General features: G+C 51.8%; 26 protein-coding genes and 1 rRNA gene. 14 read left to right on the top strand and 13 right to left on the bottom strand.

Annotated features, from left to right (window positions below):
- Positions 1-130: 130 nt before the first annotated feature.
- Both groES and groL read left to right on the top strand, forming a co-directional pair.
- The gene (gene groES / locus VMX96_01585) at positions 131-424 is read left to right on the top strand and encodes a co-chaperone GroES (GenBank protein HUU62603.1); all 294 of its coding nucleotides are present in this window, start codon (positions 131-133) and stop codon (positions 422-424) included.
- Between the two features lie 12 nt (positions 425-436).
- Complete coding sequence (gene groL, locus VMX96_01580) at positions 437-2044, top strand: chaperonin GroEL (GenBank protein ID HUU62602.1); 1608 nt, start codon at positions 437-439, stop codon at positions 2042-2044.
- A 110-nt stretch (positions 2045-2154) separates the two neighbouring features.
- Here groL and VMX96_01575 read toward each other — a convergent pair whose 3' ends face one another.
- The gene (locus tag VMX96_01575) at positions 2155-3417 is read right to left on the bottom strand and encodes a pitrilysin family protein (GenBank protein ID HUU62601.1); all 1263 of its coding nucleotides are present in this window, start codon (positions 3415-3417) and stop codon (positions 2155-2157) included.
- Between the two features lie 230 nt (positions 3418-3647).
- On the opposite strand from VMX96_01575, the gene VMX96_01570 reads away from it, so the two are divergent.
- From VMX96_01570 to VMX96_01555, 4 genes are all read left to right on the top strand, one after another.
- Complete coding sequence (locus tag VMX96_01570; GenBank protein HUU62600.1) at positions 3648-4478, top strand: MBL fold metallo-hydrolase; 831 nt, start codon at positions 3648-3650, stop codon at positions 4476-4478.
- Complete coding sequence (lysA, locus tag VMX96_01565; GenBank protein ID HUU62599.1) at positions 4471-5760, top strand: diaminopimelate decarboxylase; 1290 nt, start codon at positions 4471-4473, stop codon at positions 5758-5760. The genes VMX96_01570 and lysA overlap by 8 nt, the downstream gene beginning before the upstream one ends.
- Positions 5761-5931: 171 nt before the next feature.
- A complete protein-coding gene (gene holB / locus VMX96_01560) occupies positions 5932-6924 on the top strand; it encodes a DNA polymerase III subunit delta' (GenBank protein ID HUU62598.1) in 993 nt (330 codons plus the stop codon).
- Between the two features lie 11 nt (positions 6925-6935).
- Positions 6936-7745, top strand: a complete 810-nt coding sequence (locus tag VMX96_01555) for a stage 0 sporulation family protein (GenBank protein ID HUU62597.1) — start codon at positions 6936-6938, stop codon at positions 7743-7745.
- A gap of 9 nt (positions 7746-7754) precedes the next feature.
- On the opposite strand, the gene VMX96_01550 is transcribed toward VMX96_01555, so the two are convergent.
- The 7 genes from VMX96_01550 to rpsU form a co-directional block, all read right to left on the bottom strand.
- On the bottom strand, positions 7755-8279 hold the full coding sequence (locus VMX96_01550; GenBank protein HUU62596.1) for an HNH endonuclease: 525 nt from the start codon (positions 8277-8279) through the stop codon (positions 7755-7757).
- Positions 8280-9131 (bottom strand): ATP-binding protein, encoded by an 852-nt coding sequence (locus VMX96_01545; GenBank protein ID HUU62595.1) that lies wholly within the window; start codon positions 9129-9131, stop codon positions 8280-8282.
- Positions 9028-9747: a DnaD domain protein gene (locus VMX96_01540; protein HUU62594.1), complete on the bottom strand. Its 720-nt coding sequence runs from the start codon at positions 9745-9747 to the stop codon at positions 9028-9030. Before VMX96_01540 ends, VMX96_01545 begins: the two co-directional genes overlap by 104 nt.
- Entirely contained in the window at positions 9744-11093 is a 1350-nt protein-coding gene (dnaB, locus tag VMX96_01535; protein ID HUU62593.1) for a replicative DNA helicase, read from the bottom strand. The genes VMX96_01540 and dnaB overlap by 4 nt, the downstream gene beginning before the upstream one ends.
- A 2-nt stretch (positions 11094-11095) precedes the next feature.
- On the bottom strand, positions 11096-11614 hold the full coding sequence (rplI, locus tag VMX96_01530; GenBank protein ID HUU62592.1) for a 50S ribosomal protein L9: 519 nt from the start codon (positions 11612-11614) through the stop codon (positions 11096-11098).
- A gap of 237 nt (positions 11615-11851) precedes the next feature.
- The gene (locus tag VMX96_01525) at positions 11852-12298 is read right to left on the bottom strand and encodes a GatB/YqeY domain-containing protein (protein HUU62591.1); all 447 of its coding nucleotides are present in this window, start codon (positions 12296-12298) and stop codon (positions 11852-11854) included.
- Positions 12299-12322: 24 nt separating this feature from the next.
- A complete protein-coding gene (rpsU, locus tag VMX96_01520) occupies positions 12323-12532 on the bottom strand; it encodes a 30S ribosomal protein S21 (protein ID HUU62590.1) in 210 nt (69 codons plus the stop codon).
- A gap of 124 nt (positions 12533-12656) precedes the next feature.
- Between rpsU and VMX96_01515 the strand changes: the two genes are divergently transcribed.
- A complete protein-coding gene (locus VMX96_01515; protein HUU62589.1) occupies positions 12657-12803 on the top strand; it encodes a hypothetical protein in 147 nt (48 codons plus the stop codon).
- A gap of 44 nt (positions 12804-12847) precedes the next feature.
- On the opposite strand, the gene rrf is transcribed toward VMX96_01515, so the two are convergent.
- Positions 12848-12965: ribosomal RNA gene (gene rrf / locus VMX96_01510) — 5S ribosomal RNA — on the bottom strand.
- A gap of 130 nt (positions 12966-13095) precedes the next feature.
- On the opposite strand from rrf, the gene VMX96_01505 reads away from it, so the two are divergent.
- The 5 genes from VMX96_01505 to VMX96_01485 all read left to right on the top strand — a co-directional run bounded on the left by VMX96_01505 (position 13096) and on the right by VMX96_01485 (position 17326).
- Positions 13096-13233, top strand: a complete 138-nt coding sequence (locus VMX96_01505) for a helix-turn-helix domain-containing protein (GenBank protein ID HUU62588.1) — start codon at positions 13096-13098, stop codon at positions 13231-13233.
- A gap of 205 nt (positions 13234-13438) precedes the next feature.
- A complete protein-coding gene (locus VMX96_01500; protein HUU62587.1) occupies positions 13439-13942 on the top strand; it encodes an NAD(P)H-dependent oxidoreductase subunit E in 504 nt (167 codons plus the stop codon).
- Positions 13920-15887: an NADH-quinone oxidoreductase subunit NuoF gene (locus tag VMX96_01495; protein HUU62586.1), complete on the top strand. Its 1968-nt coding sequence runs from the start codon at positions 13920-13922 to the stop codon at positions 15885-15887. Before VMX96_01500 ends, VMX96_01495 begins: the two co-directional genes overlap by 23 nt.
- Positions 15847-16503: a 2Fe-2S iron-sulfur cluster-binding protein gene (locus VMX96_01490; GenBank protein HUU62585.1), complete on the top strand. Its 657-nt coding sequence runs from the start codon at positions 15847-15849 to the stop codon at positions 16501-16503. Before VMX96_01495 ends, VMX96_01490 begins: the two co-directional genes overlap by 41 nt.
- A 22-nt stretch (positions 16504-16525) precedes the next feature.
- Positions 16526-17326 (top strand): nitroreductase family protein, encoded by an 801-nt coding sequence (locus VMX96_01485; GenBank protein HUU62584.1) that lies wholly within the window; start codon positions 16526-16528, stop codon positions 17324-17326.
- Between the two features lie 87 nt (positions 17327-17413).
- On the opposite strand, the gene VMX96_01480 is transcribed toward VMX96_01485, so the two are convergent.
- Positions 17414-18313, bottom strand: coding sequence for a universal stress protein (locus VMX96_01480; GenBank protein HUU62583.1), 900 nt, complete (start codon positions 18311-18313; stop codon positions 17414-17416).
- A 421-nt stretch (positions 18314-18734) separates the two neighbouring features.
- Positions 18735-19160 carry a lipocalin-like domain-containing protein gene (locus tag VMX96_01475; GenBank protein HUU62582.1) on the bottom strand — a complete coding sequence of 142 codons (426 nt, stop codon included), beginning with the start codon at positions 19158-19160 and terminating at the stop codon, positions 18735-18737.
- A gap of 364 nt (positions 19161-19524) precedes the next feature.
- On the opposite strand from VMX96_01475, the gene VMX96_01470 reads away from it, so the two are divergent.
- The gene (locus tag VMX96_01470; GenBank protein HUU62581.1) at positions 19525-20592 is read left to right on the top strand and encodes a hypothetical protein; all 1068 of its coding nucleotides are present in this window, start codon (positions 19525-19527) and stop codon (positions 20590-20592) included.
- Positions 20593-20958: 366 nt separating this feature from the next.
- Here the strand turns inward: VMX96_01470 and VMX96_01465 are convergent, their stop codons facing one another.
- Positions 20959-21969, bottom strand: coding sequence for a hypothetical protein (locus tag VMX96_01465; protein ID HUU62580.1), 1011 nt, complete (start codon positions 21967-21969; stop codon positions 20959-20961).
- A gap of 204 nt (positions 21970-22173) precedes the next feature.
- On the opposite strand from VMX96_01465, the gene VMX96_01460 reads away from it, so the two are divergent.
- Positions 22174-22314: a DUF5679 domain-containing protein gene (locus tag VMX96_01460; GenBank protein ID HUU62579.1), complete on the top strand. Its 141-nt coding sequence runs from the start codon at positions 22174-22176 to the stop codon at positions 22312-22314.
- Between the two features lie 337 nt (positions 22315-22651).
- Here the strand turns inward: VMX96_01460 and VMX96_01455 are convergent.
- Positions 22652-23228 (bottom strand): tetratricopeptide repeat protein (locus VMX96_01455; GenBank protein ID HUU62578.1); only part of this gene is annotated, 577 nt, incomplete at its 5' end.

The following is a 23228-nucleotide window of genomic DNA, read 5'->3' as shown; positions in this document are numbered from 1 at the left end:
TATGGTATATATACATGTATTAATGCTCTTCAGCTGCCATAACGGTCTATCTACACACTTGCAGCATTAATCAATCTAGTCTAATATATTTTAGCACTCTCATGATTAGACTGCTAATAGGAGGTTAAGGATGGCAATCAAGTTACAACCATTAGGAGACCGGGTAGTGATAAAGCCTTCAGCCGAGGAGGATGTAACCAAGGGGGGTATCATCTTGCCCGATACCGCAAAGGAGAAGCCGCAGCGGGGTGTGGTCATCGAGGTGGGCCCAGGCAGGTTGGATGAGGAGGGCAAGCGTATTCCCATGGAGGTTAAGAAGGGCGACAAGGTGATCTACTCCAAGTATGCCGGCAGTGAGATCAAGCAAAACGATGAAGAGGTTTTAATCCTGCGGGAGAGCGATATACTCGCTAAGTTCAGCTAATAAGGAGGGGAAATGGCAAAACAGATAGTTTACGATGAGGATGCAAGGCGCAATCTCAAGATTGGCATGGATGCTCTTGCCAATGCGGTGAAGATTACCCTTGGACCCAAGGGGCGTAATGTAGTGCTGGATAAGAGGTTCGGACCGCCTACGATCACCAACGATGGCGTCACCATCGCAAAGGAGATCGACCTGGAGGAGCCCTTCGAGAACATCGGGGCTCAACTGATCAAGGAGGTGGCCACCAAGACCAATGATGTCGCCGGCGATGGCACCACCACCGCCACCGTGCTCGCCCAAGCAATGCTACATGAAGGAATGAAGAACGTCGCTGCCGGGGCAAACCCCATGTCGCTAAAGAAGGGCATTGAGAAGGCTACAGCAGCCATCCTCGATGCGCTAAGGAAGATGAGCACCCCGGTGACCACTAAGGAGCAGATATCTCAGGTAGCATCCATCTCCGCAGCCGATGAGAAGATCGGAAACCTCATCGCCGAGGTCATGGAAAAAGTGGGTAAGGATGGGGTGGTCACCGTTGAGGAAGGGAAGGGGATAGAGTTTGAGACGGAGTATGTCGAGGGAATGCAGGTCGACCGCGGCTATATCTCCCCCTATTTCGTCACCAGCCCGGAGAGGATGGAGGCGGAGATCGAGGACCCCTATATCCTGATCACCGATAAGAAGATCTCCGCGGTAGCTGACCTGCTACCCGCCCTGGAAAAGGTGCTTCAGGTAACCAAGAACGTGGTCATTATCGCTGAGGATGTAGACGGTGAGGCACTTGCCACCCTGGTGGTCAACAAGCTAAGGGGCACTATCAATTGCCTTGCGATTAAGGCGCCGGGCTTCGGCGATCGGCGGAAGGCGATGCTCGAGGACATGGCTCTCCTTACCGGAGGCACGATGATTACCGAGGAGATGGGCCGAAAGCTCGATTCTGCCACAGTTGAGGATCTGGGAAGAGCCAGAAGGATAATCTCCACCAAAGAGGAAACCACCATCATCGAAGGCAAGGGCTCGGATGAGGCAATTGAGGCGCGTATCAAGCAGATTAAGACCCTGATTGATGATAGCACCTCCGACTTCGATAAGGAGAAGCTGCAGGAGCGCCTGGCCAAGCTAGCCGGCGGTGTCGCCGTGATCAAGGTGGGAGCAGCCACCGAGGTTGAGCTCAAGGAGAAGAAGCATCGCGTCGAAGATGCCCTATCCGCAACCCGGGCAGCAGTAGAAGAGGGAATTGTCCCCGGAGGCGGGGTCGCCTTCATCAACGCTATTCCCGCTCTCGACAAGCTGAAGGTAGAGGGCGACGAGCTCACTGGGGTTGCCATTGTGAGGCGTTCCCTGGAGGAGCCGCTCCGCATGATCGCTCAGAATGCCGGCAAAGAGGGATCGGTTGTGGTAAATCACGTTCGTGAGAGCAAGGCTGGCATCGGTTACGACGCCCTGCGCGACGATTACGCCAACATGAAGCAGCGTGGTATTATCGATCCGACCAAGGTGACCAGAGCGGGGCTCGAGAATGCCGCGAGCATTGCCGCTATAGTTCTCACCACAGAGGCTCTGATCACCGACATCAAGGAGAAAGAGAGAGCCATGCCCCCATCGATGCCTGAATATTAAAAATGCTGCGTTTCACAAATCGTAGCTGCGGTATATCGGCTGTAGCTACGATTTTCATTACCAGCGCAGGTTGGTGTTCAAGCTGGCTTTTAAAATATCTTCGCTTAGTCTTAAAGCCTGAGAAGGCTATGGAGGCGATCCTCACTGGCTACGGAACCAACAATGGCCAGGTTAAGCTTCTCAGTAAGGAGCAGTTGAGTTGCCACCTGCTTCAGATCCTGAGGGGTGATGGCATCTATTATCGAGGATACCTCATCCACCGTGCGGATCTGGCCGGTTAGTAGTTCCTGACCTCCCAACCAGCCAGCGACACTCCTGCTATCCTCCATTCGAAGCAGCAGGCGACCCTTGGCTAACTCCTTAGCCTTTGTTAGCTCAAGGTCAGGCACCCCCTCTTTTAGGTGTGAAAGCACCTCGATCATGACCGCTATAGTATCGGCAGCGTTCTTTGGGTCCACCCCGGCATAAATGGTAAGCGCCCCCGAGTCCAAGAAGTGGTCCACATAGCTATGTATATCGTAGGCCAGCCCTCGCCGCTCGCGAATCTCCTGATATAGGCGACTGCTCATCCCCTCGCCTAATATCACATTCAGCAGGTCCAGATTGAACCGATCGGGGTGGTCCACGGGGAGTCCCCTCACCGCCAGACATATATGAGCCTGCTCGGTATCCCTCTGCTCAATACGCATGTGAGCTTCCTGCTGGTGATCCTCCGTGGGATATGGGGAGTGTGGAGTAGCCACCGCCCAGTCTCCCAATGCCTCGCTCACGCGCGATAAGACCTCCTCATGTCCAATGTCACCAGCAACACTGACCACGGTGTTATTGGGCACGTACTGTCGGCTCAGGTAGCCCAGAAGCATCTCTCGACTCAAGGCACCTACCGTCTCCTTGCTCCCGGCAATATCACGCCCCAGGGGTTGATTCGGCCAGACTACTTCATCGATAAGTAAACTCGCCCGATGCTGGGGTGAATCCATGCTCTCACTAAGCTCCTCGATAATGATACCGCGCTCTCTCTCTATATCCTGAGCATCGAACCGGGAATAGCGGAGCATATCCACCATGAGGTCCAAAGCAAGAGGAAAGTGGGGGCGAGCCACCTTGCACCAGTAAACAGTAAACTCCCTATCGGTGCCCCCATTGAGTATGCCGCCCACCCCTTCGATAGCCTCGGCAATCTCCCTGGCGGTAGCGCGGCGCTCTGTCCCCTTAAAGCAAAGGTGCTCTATAAAGTGTGAGGTTCCCGCCTCCTCCTCACCTTCGTAGCGCGAGCCAGCGCTAATGAAGATATTTATACATGCCGCGCGTGTATGTGGCATGGCGCCAGTGATGATGCGAAGCCCATTATCCAGAACGCTCTTCTTATACAAAAGGAACCTCAAGCAAATTCTAGCCCCCTCTCCCATTGCTGTCAACCTGCGTTGGTTGACTTTGACCTGCCCAATTGCTAATATGAAGCTACAGTTCGAAGGGTAATCGCTAGGGCATATTGAGAGCGAGAGTTCGAGTTTCTTTACCAAGCAGACATTTTACGTAAACAATTAAAATAGAAGCAGAAGACTTTTCCAACCATATCTTCAAAGGACTGAAAAAGCTAATAATGCAGATTGCCACGGGCATTCACGCCATTCCAGCGGGGACAGATCGCCTTCTAGGTCATTTTGCGCCCCAGGTCTATCTTGTGATCGCAGATGAGGGTGTACTTATCGACTCAGGATATGGTGATGAGGGGTCAGTCAGTTGTCGCATAGATTATGTTAACAATTTCGCCGGACTTAGGCTAGCCTATATCGTTATCACTCATGCCCATCTCGACCATATAGGCGGGGCAGCCAGGCTGCGTGAAAAAACGGGGGCTAAGATTGTCCTTCACTCCACTGAGCAAACCGGTATCACAGTGGATCACGTGGTAGCTGATGGAGACATCATCTCGCTTAAAGGCATCGATCTTGAGGTGGTACATACCCCAGGGCACAACCCGGGACACATCTGCCTCTATATAAGAAAAGATAAGATACTATTTTCCGGCGACCATATTCTGGGCCTTGGCACCACGGCGATACATCCACCCAAAGGGGACATGGCACAGTATATCGATTCTTTGAGGAAGCTCCTTGACTATGATATTGATCTGATCTGCCCCGGACATGGTCCACTTATAAGGGAACCGCAGCGAAAGCTGGATGAGTTGATCGAGCATCGAAAAGAGCGCGAGTATCAGGTAATCGCCGTGTTACGCCAGGGTGATAATACAGTAAAGCAATTGGTAGCTGAGATCTATCCCGAGCTAGCTGGCTTCCTCTACGAACTAGCCAAAGGGCAGGTATACGCCCACCTTATAAAGCTGGAGAGGGAGGGAAAGGCTTGCTCTCAAGGAATAGGGGAGGAAGTCAGCTATAAACTAGCCTCCCCAGGAGGCAGATATGCTTAGGCTATTTCCACAAACCACTCAGGTACAAAAAAACCACCTCGTAATTGGCGGATGCACGGCCGGGACACTGGCCGGTGAATTCGGCACGCCGCTCTATGTCTTTGACGAAGCGACGCTGAGGGGGAAGTGTACCGAGTATCGAGAGGGGTTTTCGCAGCGTTATCCCAATAGCCTGGTGATATACGCGTGTAAAGCCTTCATCAACCGTGCACTGGCGCAACTCTTCAATGAAGAGCGACTGGGGCTCGAGGTTGTCTCCGCAGGGGAACTTGCCATCGCCGAATCGGTTGGCTTCCCCATGGAGCGAGTCTACTTTAACGGCAATAACAAATCGCGTCAGGAGTTGGAGCTGGCAATAAGGTGGGGAGTGGGACGCATTGTGGTGGACAATCTTTATGAGCTTTCCCTGCTCAACGAGGTAGCAAAGAATGCTGGATCGCGGCAAGAGATACTCCTGCGCCTCTCCCCCGGCGTTGACCCTCACACCCACGCCCACTTAACCACCGGGATTATCGATAGCAAGTTTGGCTTCCCCCTGGACAAGGTTGAGGAGGCGCTCACCTCGGCGATGTCTTCTCTCGAGCTTATCGGGATGCACTTCCACATCGGCTCCCAGATATTCGAGCTTGCGCCCTATAAGCAGGCAATCGGTATTGTGCTGGATTTTGCCGCTGAGATGAGCCGCAAACATAGCTTCAAGCTCAAAGAGCTAAGCATTGGGGGAGGGCTGGCAATCACCTATACGGAAGACTCCCCGGCCCCCACCATCGGCGAACTTGCCGAGGCGACCGCATCCACGCTTCTTGAAAAGAGCGAGGCGCTTGTCCTTGAGCCACCACGGCTTATCGTTGAGCCAGGGAGGTCTATAGTCGGTCCGGCGGGGGTTGCCCTCTATACCGTAGGGGCGATAAAGGAGATTCCTGGAGTTCGCAAATATGTCTCCGTGGATGGGGGCATCGCCGATAACATCCGCCCCGCACTCTACGGAGCCAAATACGAAGCAATAGTGGCAAACAAAGTAGTGGGTGAAAAGAGCGAAAAAGTCACCGTGGCGGGCAAGCTCTGCCAATCGGGGGACATCCTGATTAAGGACATCGACCTGCCCAAACTCGCGCCCGGGGACGTCATTGCCGTGCCCTGCTGCGGGGCCTACTGCCTCCCCATGGCCTCAAATTACAATGCCGCGCTGAGGCCAGCCATCGTTATGGTCAATGATGGAAGGGCGCGCCTCATCCGCCGCCGTGAGAGCTATGAGGATCTAATGAATTGCGACATTATTTAAGACCGCCAAATAAAAAGGGCCAAATTACCGCAACCAATTCTATTTTATTCAAGGTTGGACAAGTGAATCGAGTGAAGACTGCTTCGAACATTTCAAACGTTTCGAAAAACATGATGTGAAAGTGAAAACATCAGAATTATAATATCGCAAACGTAAAGGACGAAAAGAAATATGTGGCAGGTAGTGGGATATGATATAGCGGTCGCCCTTTTAGACAGTGGTCTAAAGGGTGGCAAACTATCTCATGCCTATCTCTTCGTCGGTCCACCTCACGTGGGAAAGATGACCCTGGCCTCTAATCTGGCTCAAGCCTTAAACTGCCAGGGGGACGATCAGCCCTGCGGGGTTTGTGCATCATGCCAAAGGATCGCCCAGCTAAGACATGCCGATGTCCAGGTAATCGGCCCCAATGGCAGGGCGGAGATCAGCATTGACCAAATCAGGGAGATGGAGCGCTCCGCCTCACTTAAACCCTTCGAGGGAAGGAATCGGGTATTTATCATCGATGGTGCAGAGCAACTCTCCTCCGAGGGGGCAAATAGCCTGCTCAAAACGCTGGAGGAGCCACCGCCCAATGTTCAGATAATACTTCTCGCCGTAAATGAGGGGCTGCTTTTACCCACGGTTCGCTCCCGCTGTCAGAGGCTGGAGCTAAGACCACTCCCCATCACAGTAGTGGAGCGGGCACTTATCGAGCAATGGGAGGCAACCCCGGAACAGGCGATGGTACTTGCCAGACTTTCCTTGGGTTGCCTTGGCTGGGCAGTGGGTGCACTGAGTGATGATAGTGTCACCGGCAAGCGTGCTGAGCGCCTCAGCGCACTGCTCCAGCTCACCTGTGTGGGGCGAGCGGAGCGCTTCGCCTACGCCGGCCAGTTAGCAAGCCAGTTCAGCAAAGATCGGGAAGCGCTCCGCGAGGTACTCTCCCTATGGGTTGGCTTGTGGCGTGATCTACTGCTGGTTAAGGTGGGATGCCGCGACCTCATTACCAATATCGATCAAGAGGAATCGCTTTGCAGGGAGACGGAAAACTACAACCTGAATAGGATCAAAGGTTTTATTGAGAGCCTACAGCATGCTTTAGAAGAACTGGGTCAAAACGCAAACCCCCGTCTGGTGCTGGAGGTACTCATGCTTAACCTACCACAAAGTGAAGGGAGTTAGCTCATAATATTATGACCGAAGTGATTGGCGTACGATTCAAGCGAGCAGGGCGGATATATTACTTCGACCCGGCAGACACTGAGGTAAACGTGGGTGACTGGGTAGTGCTGGAGACCGGGCGCGGACCGGAGCTAGGCAGGGTGGTCATTTCACCAAAGCAGGTGCTTGCAAGCGATATTACTGAGCCGCTTAAGCCGGTACTCCGCAAGGCAGAGGAGGAGGATCTCAGCAAATGGGGTGAACTAAAGGGTAATGAGCGGGAGGCACTGGAGAAGTGCCACGAGATAAACTCCAGACTGGGCCTGCCCATGAAGTTCATCTCGGCACAGTACAACCTCGATGGCACTCGCCTCACCATATTCTTTAGTGCCGAGGGTAGGGTGGACTTTCGCGACCTCTTGAAGGAGCTTACCACCACCTATAAAACCCGTATCGAACTTCGCCAGGTAGGGCCACGAGATGAAGCAAAGCTTCTCGGAGGCTACGGCAAATGCGGTCGCCCATTATGCTGCACTACCTATCTATCCGAGTTCAATCCTGTCTCCATCAGAATGGCGAAAGAGCAAGACCTTCCCCTTAACCCGCTCAAGATCTCCGGTGTTTGCGGAAGGCTGCTATGCTGTCTGAGCCACGAAAGTGGGCAATACCGCATCATGAAGGAAAAGCTGCCCCCCATCGGGCAGCATGTGACCACCCATCTAGGAGTAGCCACGGTGGTGGGCGGAAATCCTTTAAAGGAGACGGTGCTGGTGCAACTAAATAGCGGTGCCACTGTGGAATTGCCAGTTGAACAGGTAAAAAGGGAGGGTGGGAAGCCCTGAAAAGGGCGTCTAGTCCCCCTCATCTCTCTGCTGCAGGGGAAGGAACTTCTGCCAGCCGTTGTGCCTCTTTATATACTCGAAAGGTACACAGTAGCCGCTAACATAAGGTGCGAATGGCTGTCGGATGAGCCGCATCCCCGCCTCTTGAGGGGTACGTCCTGCCTTGTGATTGTTGCACCTCAGGCAAGCGCTAACTACATTCTCCCAGATATGTCGGCCCCCTCTATGCCGAGGATCTACATGATCCAAGCTAAGCTCCCTGGTCTCACTACCGCAATACTGGCAGGTATATTTATCCCGCTGGAACACCTCGCGGCGGGTTAACTTCTTCTCCGGTCGAGGGCGCCTCACCATGTAAACCAAACGAATCACCGAGGGCATGGGGATAGTATCACTAGCTGTGTGTATCATCCCCGAGTCATTCTCCAGCGTTTCTGCCTTGCCGCGAATGACCAGAACCACCGCCCGCCGTACCCGTGAGACATTAAGCGGTTCATAGTTCTGATTTAGAACTAGCACCGGGGAGTTTACCATTTAGCGGGTCCTCCTCAGCGGCTTTCCCCTCTCCGAGGGGGCAAGGTCAGAACGGTAATCGGGAACATCGATATTAAAAGGCGTACTCAATCTGGGGTCGCCGAGCCGCGAGCCTATCCTGTTTTCCAGATTCTCCAGGGATAGGCAGGTGGTAATCACTGTGGGCAACCGATCATTATAGCGATAGTTGATCAACTGGTAGAGCTTCTCCTGAGCCCACGGAGTGATCGCCTGTTCCCCAAAGTCATCGAGTATCAAGAGTGTTGCATTTTTTACTCTGTCGAACAGCTCGTCATGACCCAATCTGCCATCGGTGTTATAGGTAGAGCGTAGATGATCAAGAAAGTCTGGGACAACTATAAAGATAACCGGTTTACCCCTTTTCAGTTGATAATTACCGATGGCAGCGGCTAAATGAGTTTTACCACATCCATTGGGGCCAAGAAACACCAGCCATCCCTCCGGCTCCTCGGCGAAGCGACGCGCCAGCTTAATGGCATCATCCAATATCGTCTGCTCCTCCCGCGAGAGATTGAGCCTCTTTTCAAAATTTTCGAAGCTCATCCTGCTTAACAGCTTCAGTCCCAGGTCACCACTATCTCGCCGAAGCCGCAGCATGTGCGCTTCCTCAGACTCCCCATGATTGCACTGACAGGAAACCACCCTTGTGAAATCGGGGCGTCCCGAGGGGAGCAGCGGATGAATAAAACCTGCCCCTCTACAAATAGGACACTCCGGCGACACCACCTTATTCGATTCGGCGTTTGACCAGGTGTCCGTATCTTCCCCTGATATATTTGTCCCGATCCTCTTTAGAATCTCTCCCAGGCGCTCCATGCTCCTTACCCTCACTAGCCCATCTCTTCAAAATGGCTTCAATATACTTCAAGTTGCGTTTGTTTCGGCTCACCGCCTCCCTGAAGGCATCCTCGATCCAGGAAGCAGGATAAAGCTGCTCCGCATCCTTTAACTCATCAGCGATCATCGGGGTGAGCATGCCAATGTTCTCCTCATAAAGGGTGAATATATTGGAGCTCTCCTCGGTCTCAGGCGACTGGGGGGAATCCAAAAAAGGTTCCTTATCTGGTAACACCGCCACGTCTATCTCCCCACGCTCTATTCTGGCATACACCTTCCGATCGTCCTCCGTGTTGAGGAAATAAAGCTCTACAGGCCTCTCATCCCGCTCCAAATTCAACCTAATTATCGTACCCCGGCTTACCGCCTTCTCCAGTCCATGCCGAAGCGTCTCCCCATTACCCATACTCTTCATTAGCATCCGATCAGCTAGAAGCTCTCCACAGGTTACAAACCTGGGGTAGCCCCGCTTCCCATAAATGACCCAGAAGAGATGAAGCGTTACCTTTAATTCAGCGATGTCATCGATCTGGGGAATAAGCTGACTAAAGAAAAGATTGGGTAGCGGGGTGAAGCGCGTCCCTCGTGGAAAACCAAGAAAGGGCTTCATCCCGCCCGCTCCACCTCATAATCGGCGAATTTCACCGTTTTTGCCAGGAAACGCAACTTCCCCTCGCCTATAGGCCCATTGCGTTGCTTCGCAACTATAATGTCAGCAACTCCCCTGGGGAAAGGCTCATCGAGATGGTACTTCTTCCACTCCTCCTCGGATATATTCATATCCTCGCGGTATATGAATACCACAACATCGGCGTCCTGCTCTATAGCACCGCTCTCCCTTAGGTCGGAAAGCAATGGTCTGTGAGAAGCTCGACCCTCTGGTGCCCTTGAGAGCTGAGAGACCGCTATTAGCGGAACATTCAGCTCGCGAGCGAGCTCCTTAAAGGAGCGGGAGATCTCAGTTACCTCCTGAACCCGCCCCTCCCTACCATTTCCCCTCACTAGTTGCAGGTAATCTACAATGATGAGGTCTATACTCTGCTCGTAGTGAAGCCGCCGTGCCTTCGATTTCATCTCCACCACCCGCAGGACGGGAGAGTCATCGATATATATCGGTGCCTCAGAGAGCACACCGGTGGCCTCCATAATCCTTCGCTCCTCAGCCTCCGTCTGCTGGCCAAGTCGCAACTGTTTGGAATCGACCCCCGCCTCGCTGGAGAGAAGACGCTGTACCAGTTGCTCCCGTGCCATCTCCACACTGAAGATAGCTACACGGGCCTTTTGCTGTACTGCAGCGTTTCTGGCTATTCCCAAGACGAGGCTTGTCTTGCCCGCGCCCGGCCTGGCAGCAATTACTACCATATCGGAGCGTCGGAGTCCCCCCAGGATATCATCCAGGGCAGCAAAGCCCGTATTTATCACCTCCCCCTCGAAGGGACGAATCTCGCTTTCCTCGAAGTATCGGTCGAGGAGCTCGCGAATGGGTACGAAGTCCCAGGGTCTCTTAGCATGGCGCAAGCGAAATAGGATGTCCTCCGCTCTACCGAGCGCATCCGCCACGTCCGGTCCCGCCTCGTAGCCGATTTGTTCAATCTGACCTGCCGCAACTACTAGGTGACGCATCACAGACATACGGTGAACAATCTGGGCATAGTACTCAACATGCACCGATGTGGCCACATTTGAGACCAGATGGGTCAGGTAGGCAGCCCCACCAACCGCTTCCAGCCTCTCTCGCCACCCCATCTCATGAGCTACTGTAACCTGATCTATGGCCTCATTTCGCTCATAGAGGTCAAAGCATGCCGCATACACCCACTGATTCTTCTCCCGGTAGAAGTCCTCTGGCTTGAGGAATGTGGCTATCTTATAAATGGCATCACCATCGATGAGGAGAGAGCCTACTACCGCCTCCTCAGCCTCGATATCATGAGGTGGCAACCTCTCGGTTGACATTACTAATCCTTTGCCTCTGGCTCCTCTTGAGCCGCTTCTTTCGCCTTTTCCTTATCCTTCAGCTTTGCCTCCACCCTCTCTTCCTCCACAACAACCTTTAACTTAGGCACAAGGTCTCCAGATAGCTTTACCGAAACCTCATACTCTCCAAGCTGGTGAATTGGCTCATCCAGCTCTACCTTTCGCTTATCTATATCCTGTCCGGTGAGCCGCTGCACTTCATCGGCGATGTCCGCACTGGTAACCGCCCCGTAGAGGCGATCGTGAGCACCAATCTTAGCCCTTATAACAACCTCCAACCCCTCCAGGGTCTGAGCCAGATCCGCCATCCCAGCACTGGCCACTAGCTGGCGGCGCTCCTCAGCGTTACGCCTTTCCTCCGCCCGCTTCATTAAAACAGGAGATGCAAACTCGGCAAGCCCCCTAGGGAGCAGGAAATTTCTGCCGTAGCCATTGGAGACCTCCTTTACCTCCCCCATCTCCCCTAACCCGGATACATTCTGAAGTAAAACTACTCTCATTTTTTCCTTCTTCCCTTTTTCTCCCGTTTCACTCTAATAATTTTGCAAAACGACGAAATTGTTCACGATAATTTCCCCACTTTCCCCCGATTTATTATAATCCACGCTGCCGAAAATAAAAAGATAGACCTTTCCATCCGTATTTATCAGCATGAAGTAAAAAGAAAAACCGCACCATAATAAACTCCGGTGCGGTATTAAAACACATTCTATGACAATTTTAACAATGTACTACTACTACCCAGCGAGCAACTCAGCGACCACATCGCTAACCTCACGCCCATCCACCTTGCCCTTGAGTTGTGGCATAAGCTGGGACATTACCTTGCCCTTATCGCCGGGCCCTCGTGCCTCGACCTGCTCTATCACCTTACGAGCCGCCTCGCTAATTTCCTCACGGCTTATCTGTCTGGGCAAATATTCCAGCAGGGCAGCCAGTTCCGCCTCCTCCTTATCCACCAGGTCCTGTCGATTTCCCTTTATAAATTCAGCAATGCTCTCGCGGTGCTGCTTAACCTCCCTGGAGATTATATCTATAACACCGGCATCATCCAGACTAGCACCCTTAGCGATCTCAGCATTCTTCACGCCTGCCCTAACTAAACGAAGTGCCGATACCCGCGCCTTTGTACCCCTTTTTTGCGCCTGTATCAAGTCAGTTGCTATCTTTTCCTGTAGCGTCATGTCTGTTTCACCTACGAGAGCGCTTCATCTGCTACTTCGAGTGCTACTTCGGGTGCTACTTCGGGTGCTCTTTCGACGCTTCGCTGCCTCTTTCCGTTTTCGCGTGGTGCATGGTTTCTCATAATACTCTCTTCTCCGAAACTCGGAGAGTATACCAGCCTGCTGCACCTTCCGATTGAACCTCTTTAGAAGACTGTCGAAGTTCTCTCTCTCTTCTAGTATTACCTCAGCCACATGATCCCCTCCTTTCTCACCGCTATAGTCACACGTCTATATTCACAGATATTCTAGCTACTTAATCGCAATGTGTCAAGTTATATAAAAGGACAACACTTTAAAATGATGAAAGGAGCCCATTTTGAATTACTTCGATAACTGGACGAGCAATATGTTTACCGACGGGCGTAACACGAGTATAAAGACGCAGCAGTGCAACTCCTATGGTTCAAGGAATGTGGAGGTGCACTGCAGGGAAAATGCTACTGTGTTCTGCACCATTTCATAGCTGTTTCCACTCGATTTTACAGAGAGCTGTTATAAAAAAAGGCTTCCCGGCAGTGACATATTTTCCGCAGTCACGTTCGCAACCAGTATCGTCTGCGCTGGGACGTTTCACTTCCGTGTTCGGGATGGGAACGGGTGGGTCCGTCCCGCTAAAACCACCGGAAAGCCAGCAATAAGTTTAGCATAAATACATCACACTGTAAAGTTTTTATACTCATCATGTTGATGTTCTATGATTTTGTCACCCATTAACTGTTCTGAGAAAATGTCACCCTATGAAAGAGAAGGTGACATTGAATAGGAAAGAGCAGAAGAGATTGATGGTGTTAAACCAGGTGGGGAGGGGTGTGGTGACTTGCAGGGAAGCCAGTGAGGCGTTGCATCTCTCACTGCGCCATGTAAGGAGACTCCTGGCAGCGTATAGGAAGTAGGGCGCCGCGGCATTAGCACATGGCAACCGGGGAAGGAAGCCTCATACGCATGCTGCGCGTTTCGGAACAATACTTTCTATCCAATGTTACCTCTACCTAAACGAGACCAACCTCCTTAGCCACGAGCTTAACAGTGATGCTATGGAGTGCTATAATATAGAGCCAGGCCAGCTAAGCGCTTCGACTACCTAACGATGTCCAGTAGATGACTGAAGAAGAAATAATACGTCAAACGGGCGAAGTACTTGCGTCCCGCTCCAGAGAGCGGGGCAAACTTATCCCCATCTTACAAGACATTCAGGCTAAGTTTGGCTACCTGCCCCGTGAGGCCATGCTTGAGGCCGCCAGCTTCCTGGATGCCCCGGATAGTGAAGTCTACTCCGTGGCCACTTTCTACAATCAGTTTCGCTTCGTTCCGCCGGGGAAGCACCAAATAAAGGTTTGCCTAGGCACAGCCTGCCAGATAAAGGGGGGCAAGATAATACTCGATTCCTGGCAACGGGAGCTCGACATCGAGGAGGGGGAGACAACCCCGGACCGCGAGTTCAGCCTGGAACGGGTCGCCTGCGTGGGCTGCTGTGCCATGGCCCCGGTGTCTGTGGTCGACGACCAGGTTAAAGGCACTATTTCCCCTACCAGAATTAAGGGTGTCCTGCTGTCCTTTGAACAGGAAAAACAGAAGGCTAATGGTAAAAAAGAGCACGATTAAATCCACAGGCGAGAGCTTCGAACACATCAGAAAAAGGGCCCTCGCCGAGTGGGACGCCCTTTTAAACAGTCCCAAGCCACGTATCAGCATCGGTACCGCGACCTGCGGTCGGGCTGCCGGTGCTCTTGAGACGCTGGAGACCCTTAAGGCGGAACTGGCGGAGAGAAACATCGATGCCATACTCACCGAGGTGGGGTGTATGGGACACTGCTATGCCGAACCCCTGGTGATCATCACCAAGCCGGGCTTTCCCCCCATCTGCTACGGATATGTGACGCCCGGAGTCGCCTCGCGGCTCATCTCGGATTATATTATTGGCGATGACCCGTGCTACGAGTTCACCCTCGGTGCCCTCGAGGAGAACGAGCTCATCCCCACCATCTTCGACCAGCCCAGGTTTCAGTATGAAAAGCACATACTGCTAAGCCGCTGCGGCCACATCGACCCCGAAGATATCAACCAGTACATCGCGTACGGCGGCTACGCCGCCATGAATAAGGCTCTCCAGATGAAACCGAAAGACATCATCTCGGAGCTAAAACGCTCCGGGCTCAGGGGGCGAGGCGGAGCCGGCTTTCCCACCGCAGATAAGTGGCAGATATGTCTCGATGCCCCGGGCACCACCAGTTATGTTATCTGTAACGCCGATGAGGGTGACCCCGGCGCCTTTATGGACCGTGCCATCCTGGAGAGCGACCCGCATTCCATAATTGAGGGTATGCTCATCGCCGGATACACCATCGGCTCTGAAAAGGGCTATATATACGTTCGTATCGAGTATCCGCTGGCGGTGGCGCGTGTCGAGAGCGCCCTAGTTCATGCCAGGGAGAATGGTCTCCTCAGCGATAATATCATGGGCAGCGGTTTTGGCTTCGAGATCGAACTGATGCGAGGCTCAGGGGCCTTCGTCTGCGGCGAGGAAACAGCGCTCATCGCCTCGCTGGAAGGCAAGCGGGGCTGGCCGCAGCACCGACCCCCCTTCCCCGCCACCGAAGGCCTGTGGGGTCAGCCGACAATTATAAACAATGTCAAGACCCTGGCGAGCGTGCCCCCCATCATCGATCGCGGTGCTGAGTGGTTTGCAAAAATAGGTACCGAGACCTCAAAGGGAACGGCTGTCTTCGCCCTGGCGGGCAAGGTGTTAAACACCGGCCTGGTGGAGGTTCCGATGGGCACGACGCTGCGCCAGCTTGTCTTCGATGTTGGTGGCGGTATACCCAAGGGACGCAAATTCAAGGCGGTTCAGATCGGCGGGCCGTCGGGCGGCTGCCTCCCCGAGAGCCTCTTGGACCTGCCCATCGACTACGACTCGCTCACTGAGGCAGGAGCCATGATGGGATCCGGCGGGATGGTTATCCTCGACGAAGATAACTGTATGGTCGACACCGCGCGCTACTTCCTCGATTTCACCCGACACGAATCATGCGGTAAGTGCACATTCTGCCGCCTCGGTACGGCGCAGATGCTGGATATACTGGAGGATATAACAAGTGGTAGTGGCAAGGCCGGTGATATCGCGCTCCTTGAGGAGCTAGCGGCTGATATCAAAGAGGGAGCGCTCTGCGGCCTGGGGAAGACAGCCCCAAACCCCATACTGACCACACTGCGATACTTTCATAAGGAGTATGAGTCTCACATAAAGGAACGGTATTGTCCAGCTCTGGTTTGTCCGGAGCTTACCGCCTTTTACATCCTCCCTGAGAAATGCGAGCGCTCCTGCGATGCCTGCGTCGGCAGCTGTCCAGTGGAGGCTATTTTCAGCGGCAAACGGGGGATCAAGGTCATTGACCAGGAAGAGTGCGTCAAGTGTGGTAGCTGCGTTGATGCCTGTCCGCCACAGTACAACGCCGTTATCAGGATATCGCCGCTGAGCGAGCTACCACCTTCGGAGCCGAGACCAACCGATGAAAACAAAACCGATAAACCTGACGATCGACGGCAATAGGGTACAGGCAAAACCAGGCGATAAAGTCCTCTTCGCCGCCCTGGATGCTGGTATATATATCCCCAACCTGTGCGCCATTCGCGGTGTCAGGCCTCATACCGGCTGCCGCCTTTGCTTCGTCGAGATCGATGGAAAGCCCAAGCCGGTCACCGCCTGTACCGAGGAGGTTACCGAGGGCATGGCGGTTCGAACCGATACGGATCATGTCCGCAGGCTACAGCGCACCGCACTGGAGCTGCTCCTCGCCTCCCACCCCATTATATGCAAGTCCTGCCCGGCAAATGGTAATTGCGAACTACAGAAGATCGCCTCCTTTCTTCGTATCAAGCTTAAGCAAAAGCGCTTCCGCACCAAACACCGTGACCTGCCGGTGGATGATAGCCACCCCGATATCACCCTCGACCCCAACCTGTGTATCCTCTGCGGTAAGTGCGTCTGGGCCTGTAATGAGGAGAGGAAAATCGGTGCGCTAAACTATGCCTTCCGCGGCGACCGCACTATCATAAGCCCCTTCGGCGGCGATAGACTGGTAGATACCAGGTGCGACGGCTGTGGGCTATGCGCCGAGGTCTGTCCGGTGGGCGCTATTTCGAAAAATGTGATAAGATCCACATGAACAAACACAGGTGACATCATCGATGGAGATCCCATTTTCCAAATGGCATGCCGCGATTCCCTACAGGAGGTCTCGGCGCGAGTTTGACTCTACCAAGCTAGACTCCAGTCTATTGGACCATTTACAAGCATTTTGCGGAGAATTCAGACCCTTTCCGCAAGCTCGTGCCGAGCTGGTAACACAATCACCCGATGAAATTTTTAAGGGTGTTATTGGCCATTACGGTAAGATAAAAGGCGCTCCTGCCCTTATCGCTTTTATTGGTAATATGGATGATCCTTACATTCAAGAAAAGGTTGGCTATCTGGGAGAAGGCATCATCCTGGAGGCAACAGCTATGGACCTGGCCACTTGCTGGGTGGGCGGGTTCTTCCGCCCCAAAGTTGCGGCATCCATCATTGGCACTGGTGAAAACGAAAGAGTTTTAGCGGTAACCCCCATTGGTTACGCCATCAAAGACTTCTCACTGGAAGAAAGAATAATGACGGGCTTTGGTCGAAGCCACAGGCGGAAGCCTTTAGCGGAACTGGTAACTGGACTAGAGCAGGCGGAGTGGCCTCACTGGATGAAATCAGCTCTTGAAGCAGCTACGCTCGCCCCTTCCGCTATCAACAGACAGCCCTGGCTCTTCTATGTAGAACCAAACAGTATAACCGTTTCCGTTTATCGCTCAAAGTATCGCTCAAAGCTCGAATACGGAATATCCAAGCGTCTGGACTGCGGAATCGCTATGTTGCACATTGAGGTCGCCGCACTGGACTGCGGCGTGCAGGGCAGGTGGGAATTTCTGGAAGCTCCGAAGGTGGCCAGGTTCACAATTTGACCTACATGTGCACTCCTTACAATTTAGCTAGCACTTCGCCGGCGATGGGGTAGCTTCCCCACTCCAGGTTTCAGGAGGTATGCCCCGCTACCTCGTAGTCGCGCTTGATGCCCTCACCAATAAAACCGGAGTGTTCCCTGCATGTAGGACTTTATCTGCTGTACTCCCGAATGCCCAACGACTTATACCGGAATGCCCATGTGTAGACATGGCCACCACATCGGCTTGTATTTCGTCGGCGATCCTGATAATTTCTTCCGCTGGGACCCCAACTCCAACCTCGGATATGGTGTTGATTCCTTTGTCCCTAAGTTCAGCACCCACCGTATCTAGGTAACCTTTGGACTTCGCTACTATCTTCTCCATCTTCTCCAGGCTGTAGGGCTTTTGGACAGCCTCTCCTGGGATGCTGTAAACCAAGTAGGTCGGCGCCACTACCTTAAAGAGGACGACTTCCGCTTTGAGCTTGGAGGCAAGCTCACTGATATAGGGAATTACCGCTTCGCTTTCCTTTGAGCCATCCAGGGTAACGAGCGCCTTGTTCAGCAAGCGCTTCCGACGTACTTTGGGACGGGCGTCCTTAGCCCTGATGAGCACTACCGGCCGCTCCGTAGCCCTCACCACCTTAGCGGCTACGTTTCCCAAAAACCAGCGCCTAATACCAGATCGGCCGTGAGTAGCCATCACGATCAGGCCAATCTTCTCCCTGTCCGCATAGTCCACAATCTGCTCAGCAATGTGTCCAACCAGATGGACTGCGCCCACCTTGGCCGGTTTCCCGCGATACCTTTCGGTACCTTTCCTTGTTGCCTCAACTATTTTCTCCACGTACAACTCGTTCATGTGTACATACTTGTCCTCGGCTGACTCAGAAACGTGTATCAGGGTGATCTCGGAATCCAGAGCTCCTGCCAGCTCCTCAGCATAGGGTAGAGCAATCTCAGCCAACTCCGATCCGTCCAGGGAAACGAGTATTTTTTCATACACTGTGAACCTCCCACACTTATTATACATCTATTAAATGATTCTACAACTTTCGGGCCTGATAAAAATCAGAGTTGTTGCAAGTCTACTCTTGGCCTTTCACCAAAGCTCCTCGATCTTGATGGTGGCCTCACGCGGATTCATCAAGGAGATATCCGGCTTCAGGGTTTTATCTCTAACTGGGTGCTTCTCTCCTAAGAGCATCTGCCGCTCTAGGGAGAGCTTTTCCGGTGGTGGGGTGTGCGCTCAGCGCCTTTTGACCTAGGTGTGATTCTTGGTGTGTTCAAGCGTCTGGATTGCGGAGTCGCCATGTTGCACATTGAGATCGCCGCACTGGACTGTGGTGTACGAGGCAGGTGGGAATTTCTGAAAGCTCCGAAGGTGGCCAGGTTCACAATTACCAGTGGTGGATAGAGTGGAAGATTCAGACCCGTTCCCATAATAGGTGGCCGGTCCATTGCTTCTCGCCCGCTATAATCGGCTCTGTACTTAATAAGAGCCTGTCACCATCGAATTCATAGGTGCGTATCTGATCATTACCAACCCAGTCGGGAAAGAGGCAGACCTCAACATGATGGGTAACCGTATCTTTTTGAACTTCATACCTGCCGCAATAGGATATATAGGTATCAACAGCCGCTACCTTCTCCTCGGTAGTTCCTTTCTTGATGTCTTTAGCTCCGAACCTGGGACGGTTGGCACTCATCATAGCCACGGATACATATCCATTATCACTATACATCAGGAACCCCACAGGGTTCTGGCCCCAGGGGTATCTAGTCTCCCCAGCCGTACTCCTGACTTCATACGATAGCAGTCTCCAGGTGCCGCTAAAAGGATTACGTGCCATTGCCTGTTACTCCTTTACAATATACTGAGAATACAGGATACTCTCTCTAGAAGTCAAGGGCAACGCCCTCTTGTGGATAGATTTTCTACGCCATGATATATTCTACAACCTGCATTGGATTCACCACCCCATACCCTCTAATCCCAAGCAGAAATGTGCTACTATCCTCTCGGCTCTTAGCCATTAGTTTTAAAGGCTTTCCTCTAACCTCATCTAATGTCCTGTAGTTTTTAGCACCATATTACTTCCCACTCAAATCCCCACAAAGCCAGGAAATCATAGAACGCTTCAACGCCTAAGCCTATAGCTTGACTCCCAGCCAGATTTGACTATAATGTCGGTGAAAGAACTATCTGGGAAGTGAATGATGATAAAAAAGCTGGAGATGTTAGCAGCGATGCTCGTTATTTTAGCCCTGGTACTTATACCAGCGGCGTGCTGCGGGCCGGGTGAGACTGAACCGACACCGACACCGACCGCCACAACACCTACGCCTACAGAGAGCAAGATCCTTTTCTTATCCGATCGCCTGACGGAACCCATCAACTGGGAAATCTACTTGATGGAGGCCGATGGCACAGACCAAACCAACATCACCAATAATCCAGCACGTGATTACGACCCGATGTGGTCGCCGGATGGCACCAAGATCGCCTTCTCATCCTACCGCGACGATGAATATGGAATCTGGATAATGAACGCCGATGGCTCAACCCAGATGAAGATTACCACTACTTCCAATGAGGAGGACTACCCTGTGTGGTCGCCGGATGGCACCAAGATAGCCTTCACATCTTATGAAGATTTCACCAATGGAATCTTTGTGGTGGACGCTGAGTATGGTGGCCCAAACAGGACAAGGCTCACTTCATATTCCGACAAGTCCCCGAGCTGGTCACCTGACGGCACCAAGATCGCTTTCTCATCCAGTCGTGATGGAAACCGGCAAATATACATAATGAATTCCGATGGCTCAGACCAGATCCGGCTTACCTCGGGCATCGGTGAGTGTCCGGTGTGGTCGCCAGACGGCTCCAGAATCGCCTTTGTATCCGGACGCGATGGCAACAAGGAAATCTACGTGATGAATGCTGACGGCTCGGAAAAGACCATGCTTACCACAAACACAGATGATGATGACCATCCAGTGTGGTCACCTGACGGCTCCAGAATCGCTTATGTATTACATCGCAGTGGCCGCTCTGAAATCTGGGCTATCAATCCCGATGGCTCGGAACAGACCAGGTTTTCCTATGGTTCGAATGACGATGACTGCCCTACCTGGTCACCCGATGGCACCAAGATCGCCTTTTCATCCAACCGCGATGATATTGCAGAAATAGAAATATATGTGATGAACGCCGATGGCTCTGACCAGACCAGGCTCACCTTTAACTTAGATTTCGATGGCTATCCTTCGTGGTCACCATAGATACGGTCTTGGTGATTCAGCACTGAAGAGTTAGTGAAAGCTAGCCAGCTTCCGCCCTTCTTTAGCTTCTTCGATCGCCATTGTATCGCTTGCCCTTTTTATACCCAACGTATATTCAAGTAGTGTAATTGTGACTGCTAACAACAGGGGAATTCGGTGTCACATTGAAAGTGTGGGGTAAAAATGGTGGAGCTAAGTGGACGATACAAAGAACCTTCAGCTTGGCCTTTAGTCTTTCCACCTAGTCCAGCTTAGCATAATAAAATCGTAGCACAGTATTGCTATCGGTGCAAATGTCAAAGTAAAGTAAATATAAACCCGACTGAACAAAATAGAAGTTTGTTTAATACATTAAACGAGATGGCCTTATGTACAGCTTACCTTATCCCAGCCGTATCGTGTATTCAGATAGTCCACCCAATTTGTATATGTATTACCACAAGATTCGGTTATCGTACTTAGCAATTTTTCTGTTGAGATTCTCGTGAATCTATCTTCCGGCACCAACCCCTTCCAAATCTCAAACATATCTTCTTTCGGGTAAGTCTTCCTAAGATATGGCGAGGTAACGCCTTCCCTGAGCTCAGTGTTTTCAGCAGGTGAGATGTAGAGGACACTGACTACATCAGCATCCATTTCCTTATTGAACTCCATTTCTTGGGCAAGCAATTGTAGTCTCATCAGTTGGTAGAACGGATCAAAAAACAGGGCATTATACAGCTCTGCGTCCTGGCGCTTGAAGATGCCACCCTTCCTATGAAATGCTTGATTGTAGTTCTGCCTGCGCACCTCGATACCCTTATCCGACTCACCATATTCTTCCGTATATTTCCACTCTCCCAGAACGATTTGTATTTCCCCATCCTTTCTCCTGAAGCGTAAGACGAAGTCTGCGCTGGTGTAATTTGCGCCCCTGGTGCGGTTCCTTCCCTTGCGGCGCGTTTCGCCCAAGTAATCACCGACGCCGATCCATTCAAAACCGATATACGGAAAGGAGCCATCAGTCAATGGATTATCCTTGTCGATAGTTAAGGGTTCGACCAAGTCAGAGTAGTATTTCCTGAACACAATCATCAGTAGGTCTGGGCGTCTTGTCATCGGAAAAAGGAAATTGAGGCAGCAACACTGTGAGCAGCATAGATGGTTGCTGGGCTTCTGACCCTCTGCTAGACCATAGTGCCAGCCAATCCTACGCTGCTTGAAATAGTCAATCGCCGGCTTCTGTATGTCAGCGAACAGATTTTCTTCTGAGTGTTCGTCATCCAGACAAAAGAAGCGAGGTATATTTCTGTAGTTACCGTCACGTTGGGCTTCTGGACTAAATAAGATAGGTTTTATACTCTTGTACCTTGCCTTTTCTTTATCTCTGAACTTCATCTTTGAACTCCCTGCTCCAGTTGGGCAGCTAGATAATAGCTGTGAAAAATATGCAAGTCAAGCTATGCAGGATGTCAATATGTATATGTTAGTCAGTGCTCGAAGTATAGCGCTGCACAGAGCGATATTTCGTTAATACCCTATTGACTAATCAGCATTAATCTGCTAGTCTCCCGTTGAAATACGATAATCAAGGAGGGTGAAATGCAGGCCTATTGTATGAAATGTAGGAAAAAGGTGGATGTCAAGGACCCAAAGTCGATCACAATGAAGAATGGCCGCCCGGCCACTCAGGGTGTGTGCCCGAAATGTGGCACCAAAGTATTTAGAATAGGGAAGAGTTAAAGCTAGTATTTGATTATCTGAAGTATAGAAGAGGCTGGGCATCACATAGGATACTCAGCCTATTTGATTTGATATAGATTATACATTCTGGACAAATGTTACATTAACAAGGCGTCCCTAATGCTCTATCTAGGGTGATCAGGCTTAGAGGGGACTTCTAATCTGCAACAGGTTAGAATTGCGTACTTTGCGTATAACGTCCATAGACATACGAAATGCGAGGCGAAGCCAAGAATTTGGGCGAAGCGAAGCAAATCCGTATGTCTGCTGTTATGTGACCCGAACGAATGTGAGGGCGAGCCACGATAGTGGCGAATTGTTTTTCTTGGCGTCATTATTATTTATTGCCACCACAGAACTTAAGAAGTCCTATAAAATTCGACGCAACTAAAGGATAATTTTCTGGAAACTCTTTTTCTGTAAATACTTTCAGAGCTTCCTTGTAAGCGTCGATTGCCTTCCTGCAGTTCTCTGCCTTAGCCACCACCTCCGCAAGAATGCGGTATGCAGTCCCGAGATTGTTCTGAGTCAGTGCGTAATTCATTGGAAAGTGTTCAAGAGTATACACTTTCAGAGCTTCCTCGTAAGCGTCGATTGCCTTCCTGCAGTTCTCTGCCTTATCCTCCACCTCCGCAAGAGTGCTGTATGCATTCCCGAGATTGTTCTGAGTCATTGCGTAATCCATTGGGAAGCGTTCAAGAGTATACACTTTCAGAGCTTCCTCGAAGGTGTTGATTGCCCTCCTGCAGTTCTCTGCCTTAGCCTCCACCTCCGCAAGAGTGCGGTATGCAGTCCCGAGATTGTTCTGAGTCATTGCGTAATCCATTGGGAAGTGTTCAAGAGTCCTTACTTTCAGAGCTTCCTCGAAAGCGTTGATTGCCTTCCTGCAGTTCTCTGCCTTAGCCTCCACCCCC

The sequence above is a fragment of the Dehalococcoidia bacterium genome, from assembly GCA_035528575.1.
Taxonomy (GTDB): domain Bacteria; phylum Chloroflexota; class Dehalococcoidia; order E44-bin15; family E44-bin15; genus DATKYK01.
The sequence above is the reverse complement of the archived record's forward strand: the minus strand, read 5'-3'. Positions and strand labels throughout refer to the sequence as shown.

Excerpts from the sequence above, each read along its gene's own strand:
- groES (HUU62603.1), top strand. The coding sequence starts at position 131 with ATGGCAATCAAGTTACAACCATTAGGAGACCGGGTAGTGATAAAGCCT.
- groL (HUU62602.1), top strand. The coding sequence starts at position 437 with ATGGCAAAACAGATAGTTTACGATGAGGATGCAAGGCGCAATCTCAAG.
- VMX96_01570 (HUU62600.1), top strand. The coding sequence starts at position 3,648 with ATGCAGATTGCCACGGGCATTCACGCCATTCCAGCGGGGACAGATCGC.
- lysA (HUU62599.1), top strand. The coding sequence starts at position 4,471 with ATGCTTAGGCTATTTCCACAAACCACTCAGGTACAAAAAAACCACCTC.
- holB (HUU62598.1), top strand. The coding sequence starts at position 5,932 with ATGTGGCAGGTAGTGGGATATGATATAGCGGTCGCCCTTTTAGACAGT.
- VMX96_01555 (HUU62597.1), top strand. The coding sequence starts at position 6,936 with ATGACCGAAGTGATTGGCGTACGATTCAAGCGAGCAGGGCGGATATAT.
- VMX96_01550 (HUU62596.1), bottom strand. The coding sequence starts at position 8,279 with ATGGTAAACTCCCCGGTGCTAGTTCTAAATCAGAACTATGAACCGCTT.
- VMX96_01540 (HUU62594.1), bottom strand. The coding sequence starts at position 9,747 with ATGAAGCCCTTTCTTGGTTTTCCACGAGGGACGCGCTTCACCCCGCTA.
- dnaB (HUU62593.1), bottom strand. The coding sequence starts at position 11,093 with ATGTCAACCGAGAGGTTGCCACCTCATGATATCGAGGCTGAGGAGGCG.
- rplI (HUU62592.1), bottom strand. The coding sequence starts at position 11,614 with ATGAGAGTAGTTTTACTTCAGAATGTATCCGGGTTAGGGGAGATGGGG.
- VMX96_01525 (HUU62591.1), bottom strand. The coding sequence starts at position 12,298 with ATGACGCTACAGGAAAAGATAGCAACTGACTTGATACAGGCGCAAAAA.
- VMX96_01500 (HUU62587.1), top strand. The coding sequence starts at position 13,439 with ATGACTGAAGAAGAAATAATACGTCAAACGGGCGAAGTACTTGCGTCC.
- VMX96_01495 (HUU62586.1), top strand. The coding sequence starts at position 13,920 with ATGGTAAAAAAGAGCACGATTAAATCCACAGGCGAGAGCTTCGAACAC.
- VMX96_01490 (HUU62585.1), top strand. The coding sequence starts at position 15,847 with ATGAAAACAAAACCGATAAACCTGACGATCGACGGCAATAGGGTACAG.
- VMX96_01485 (HUU62584.1), top strand. The coding sequence starts at position 16,526 with ATGGAGATCCCATTTTCCAAATGGCATGCCGCGATTCCCTACAGGAGG.
- VMX96_01475 (HUU62582.1), bottom strand. The coding sequence starts at position 19,160 with ATGGCACGTAATCCTTTTAGCGGCACCTGGAGACTGCTATCGTATGAA.
- VMX96_01470 (HUU62581.1), top strand. The coding sequence starts at position 19,525 with ATGATGATAAAAAAGCTGGAGATGTTAGCAGCGATGCTCGTTATTTTA.
- VMX96_01465 (HUU62580.1), bottom strand. The coding sequence starts at position 21,969 with ATGAAGTTCAGAGATAAAGAAAAGGCAAGGTACAAGAGTATAAAACCT.
- VMX96_01460 (HUU62579.1), top strand. The coding sequence starts at position 22,174 with ATGCAGGCCTATTGTATGAAATGTAGGAAAAAGGTGGATGTCAAGGAC.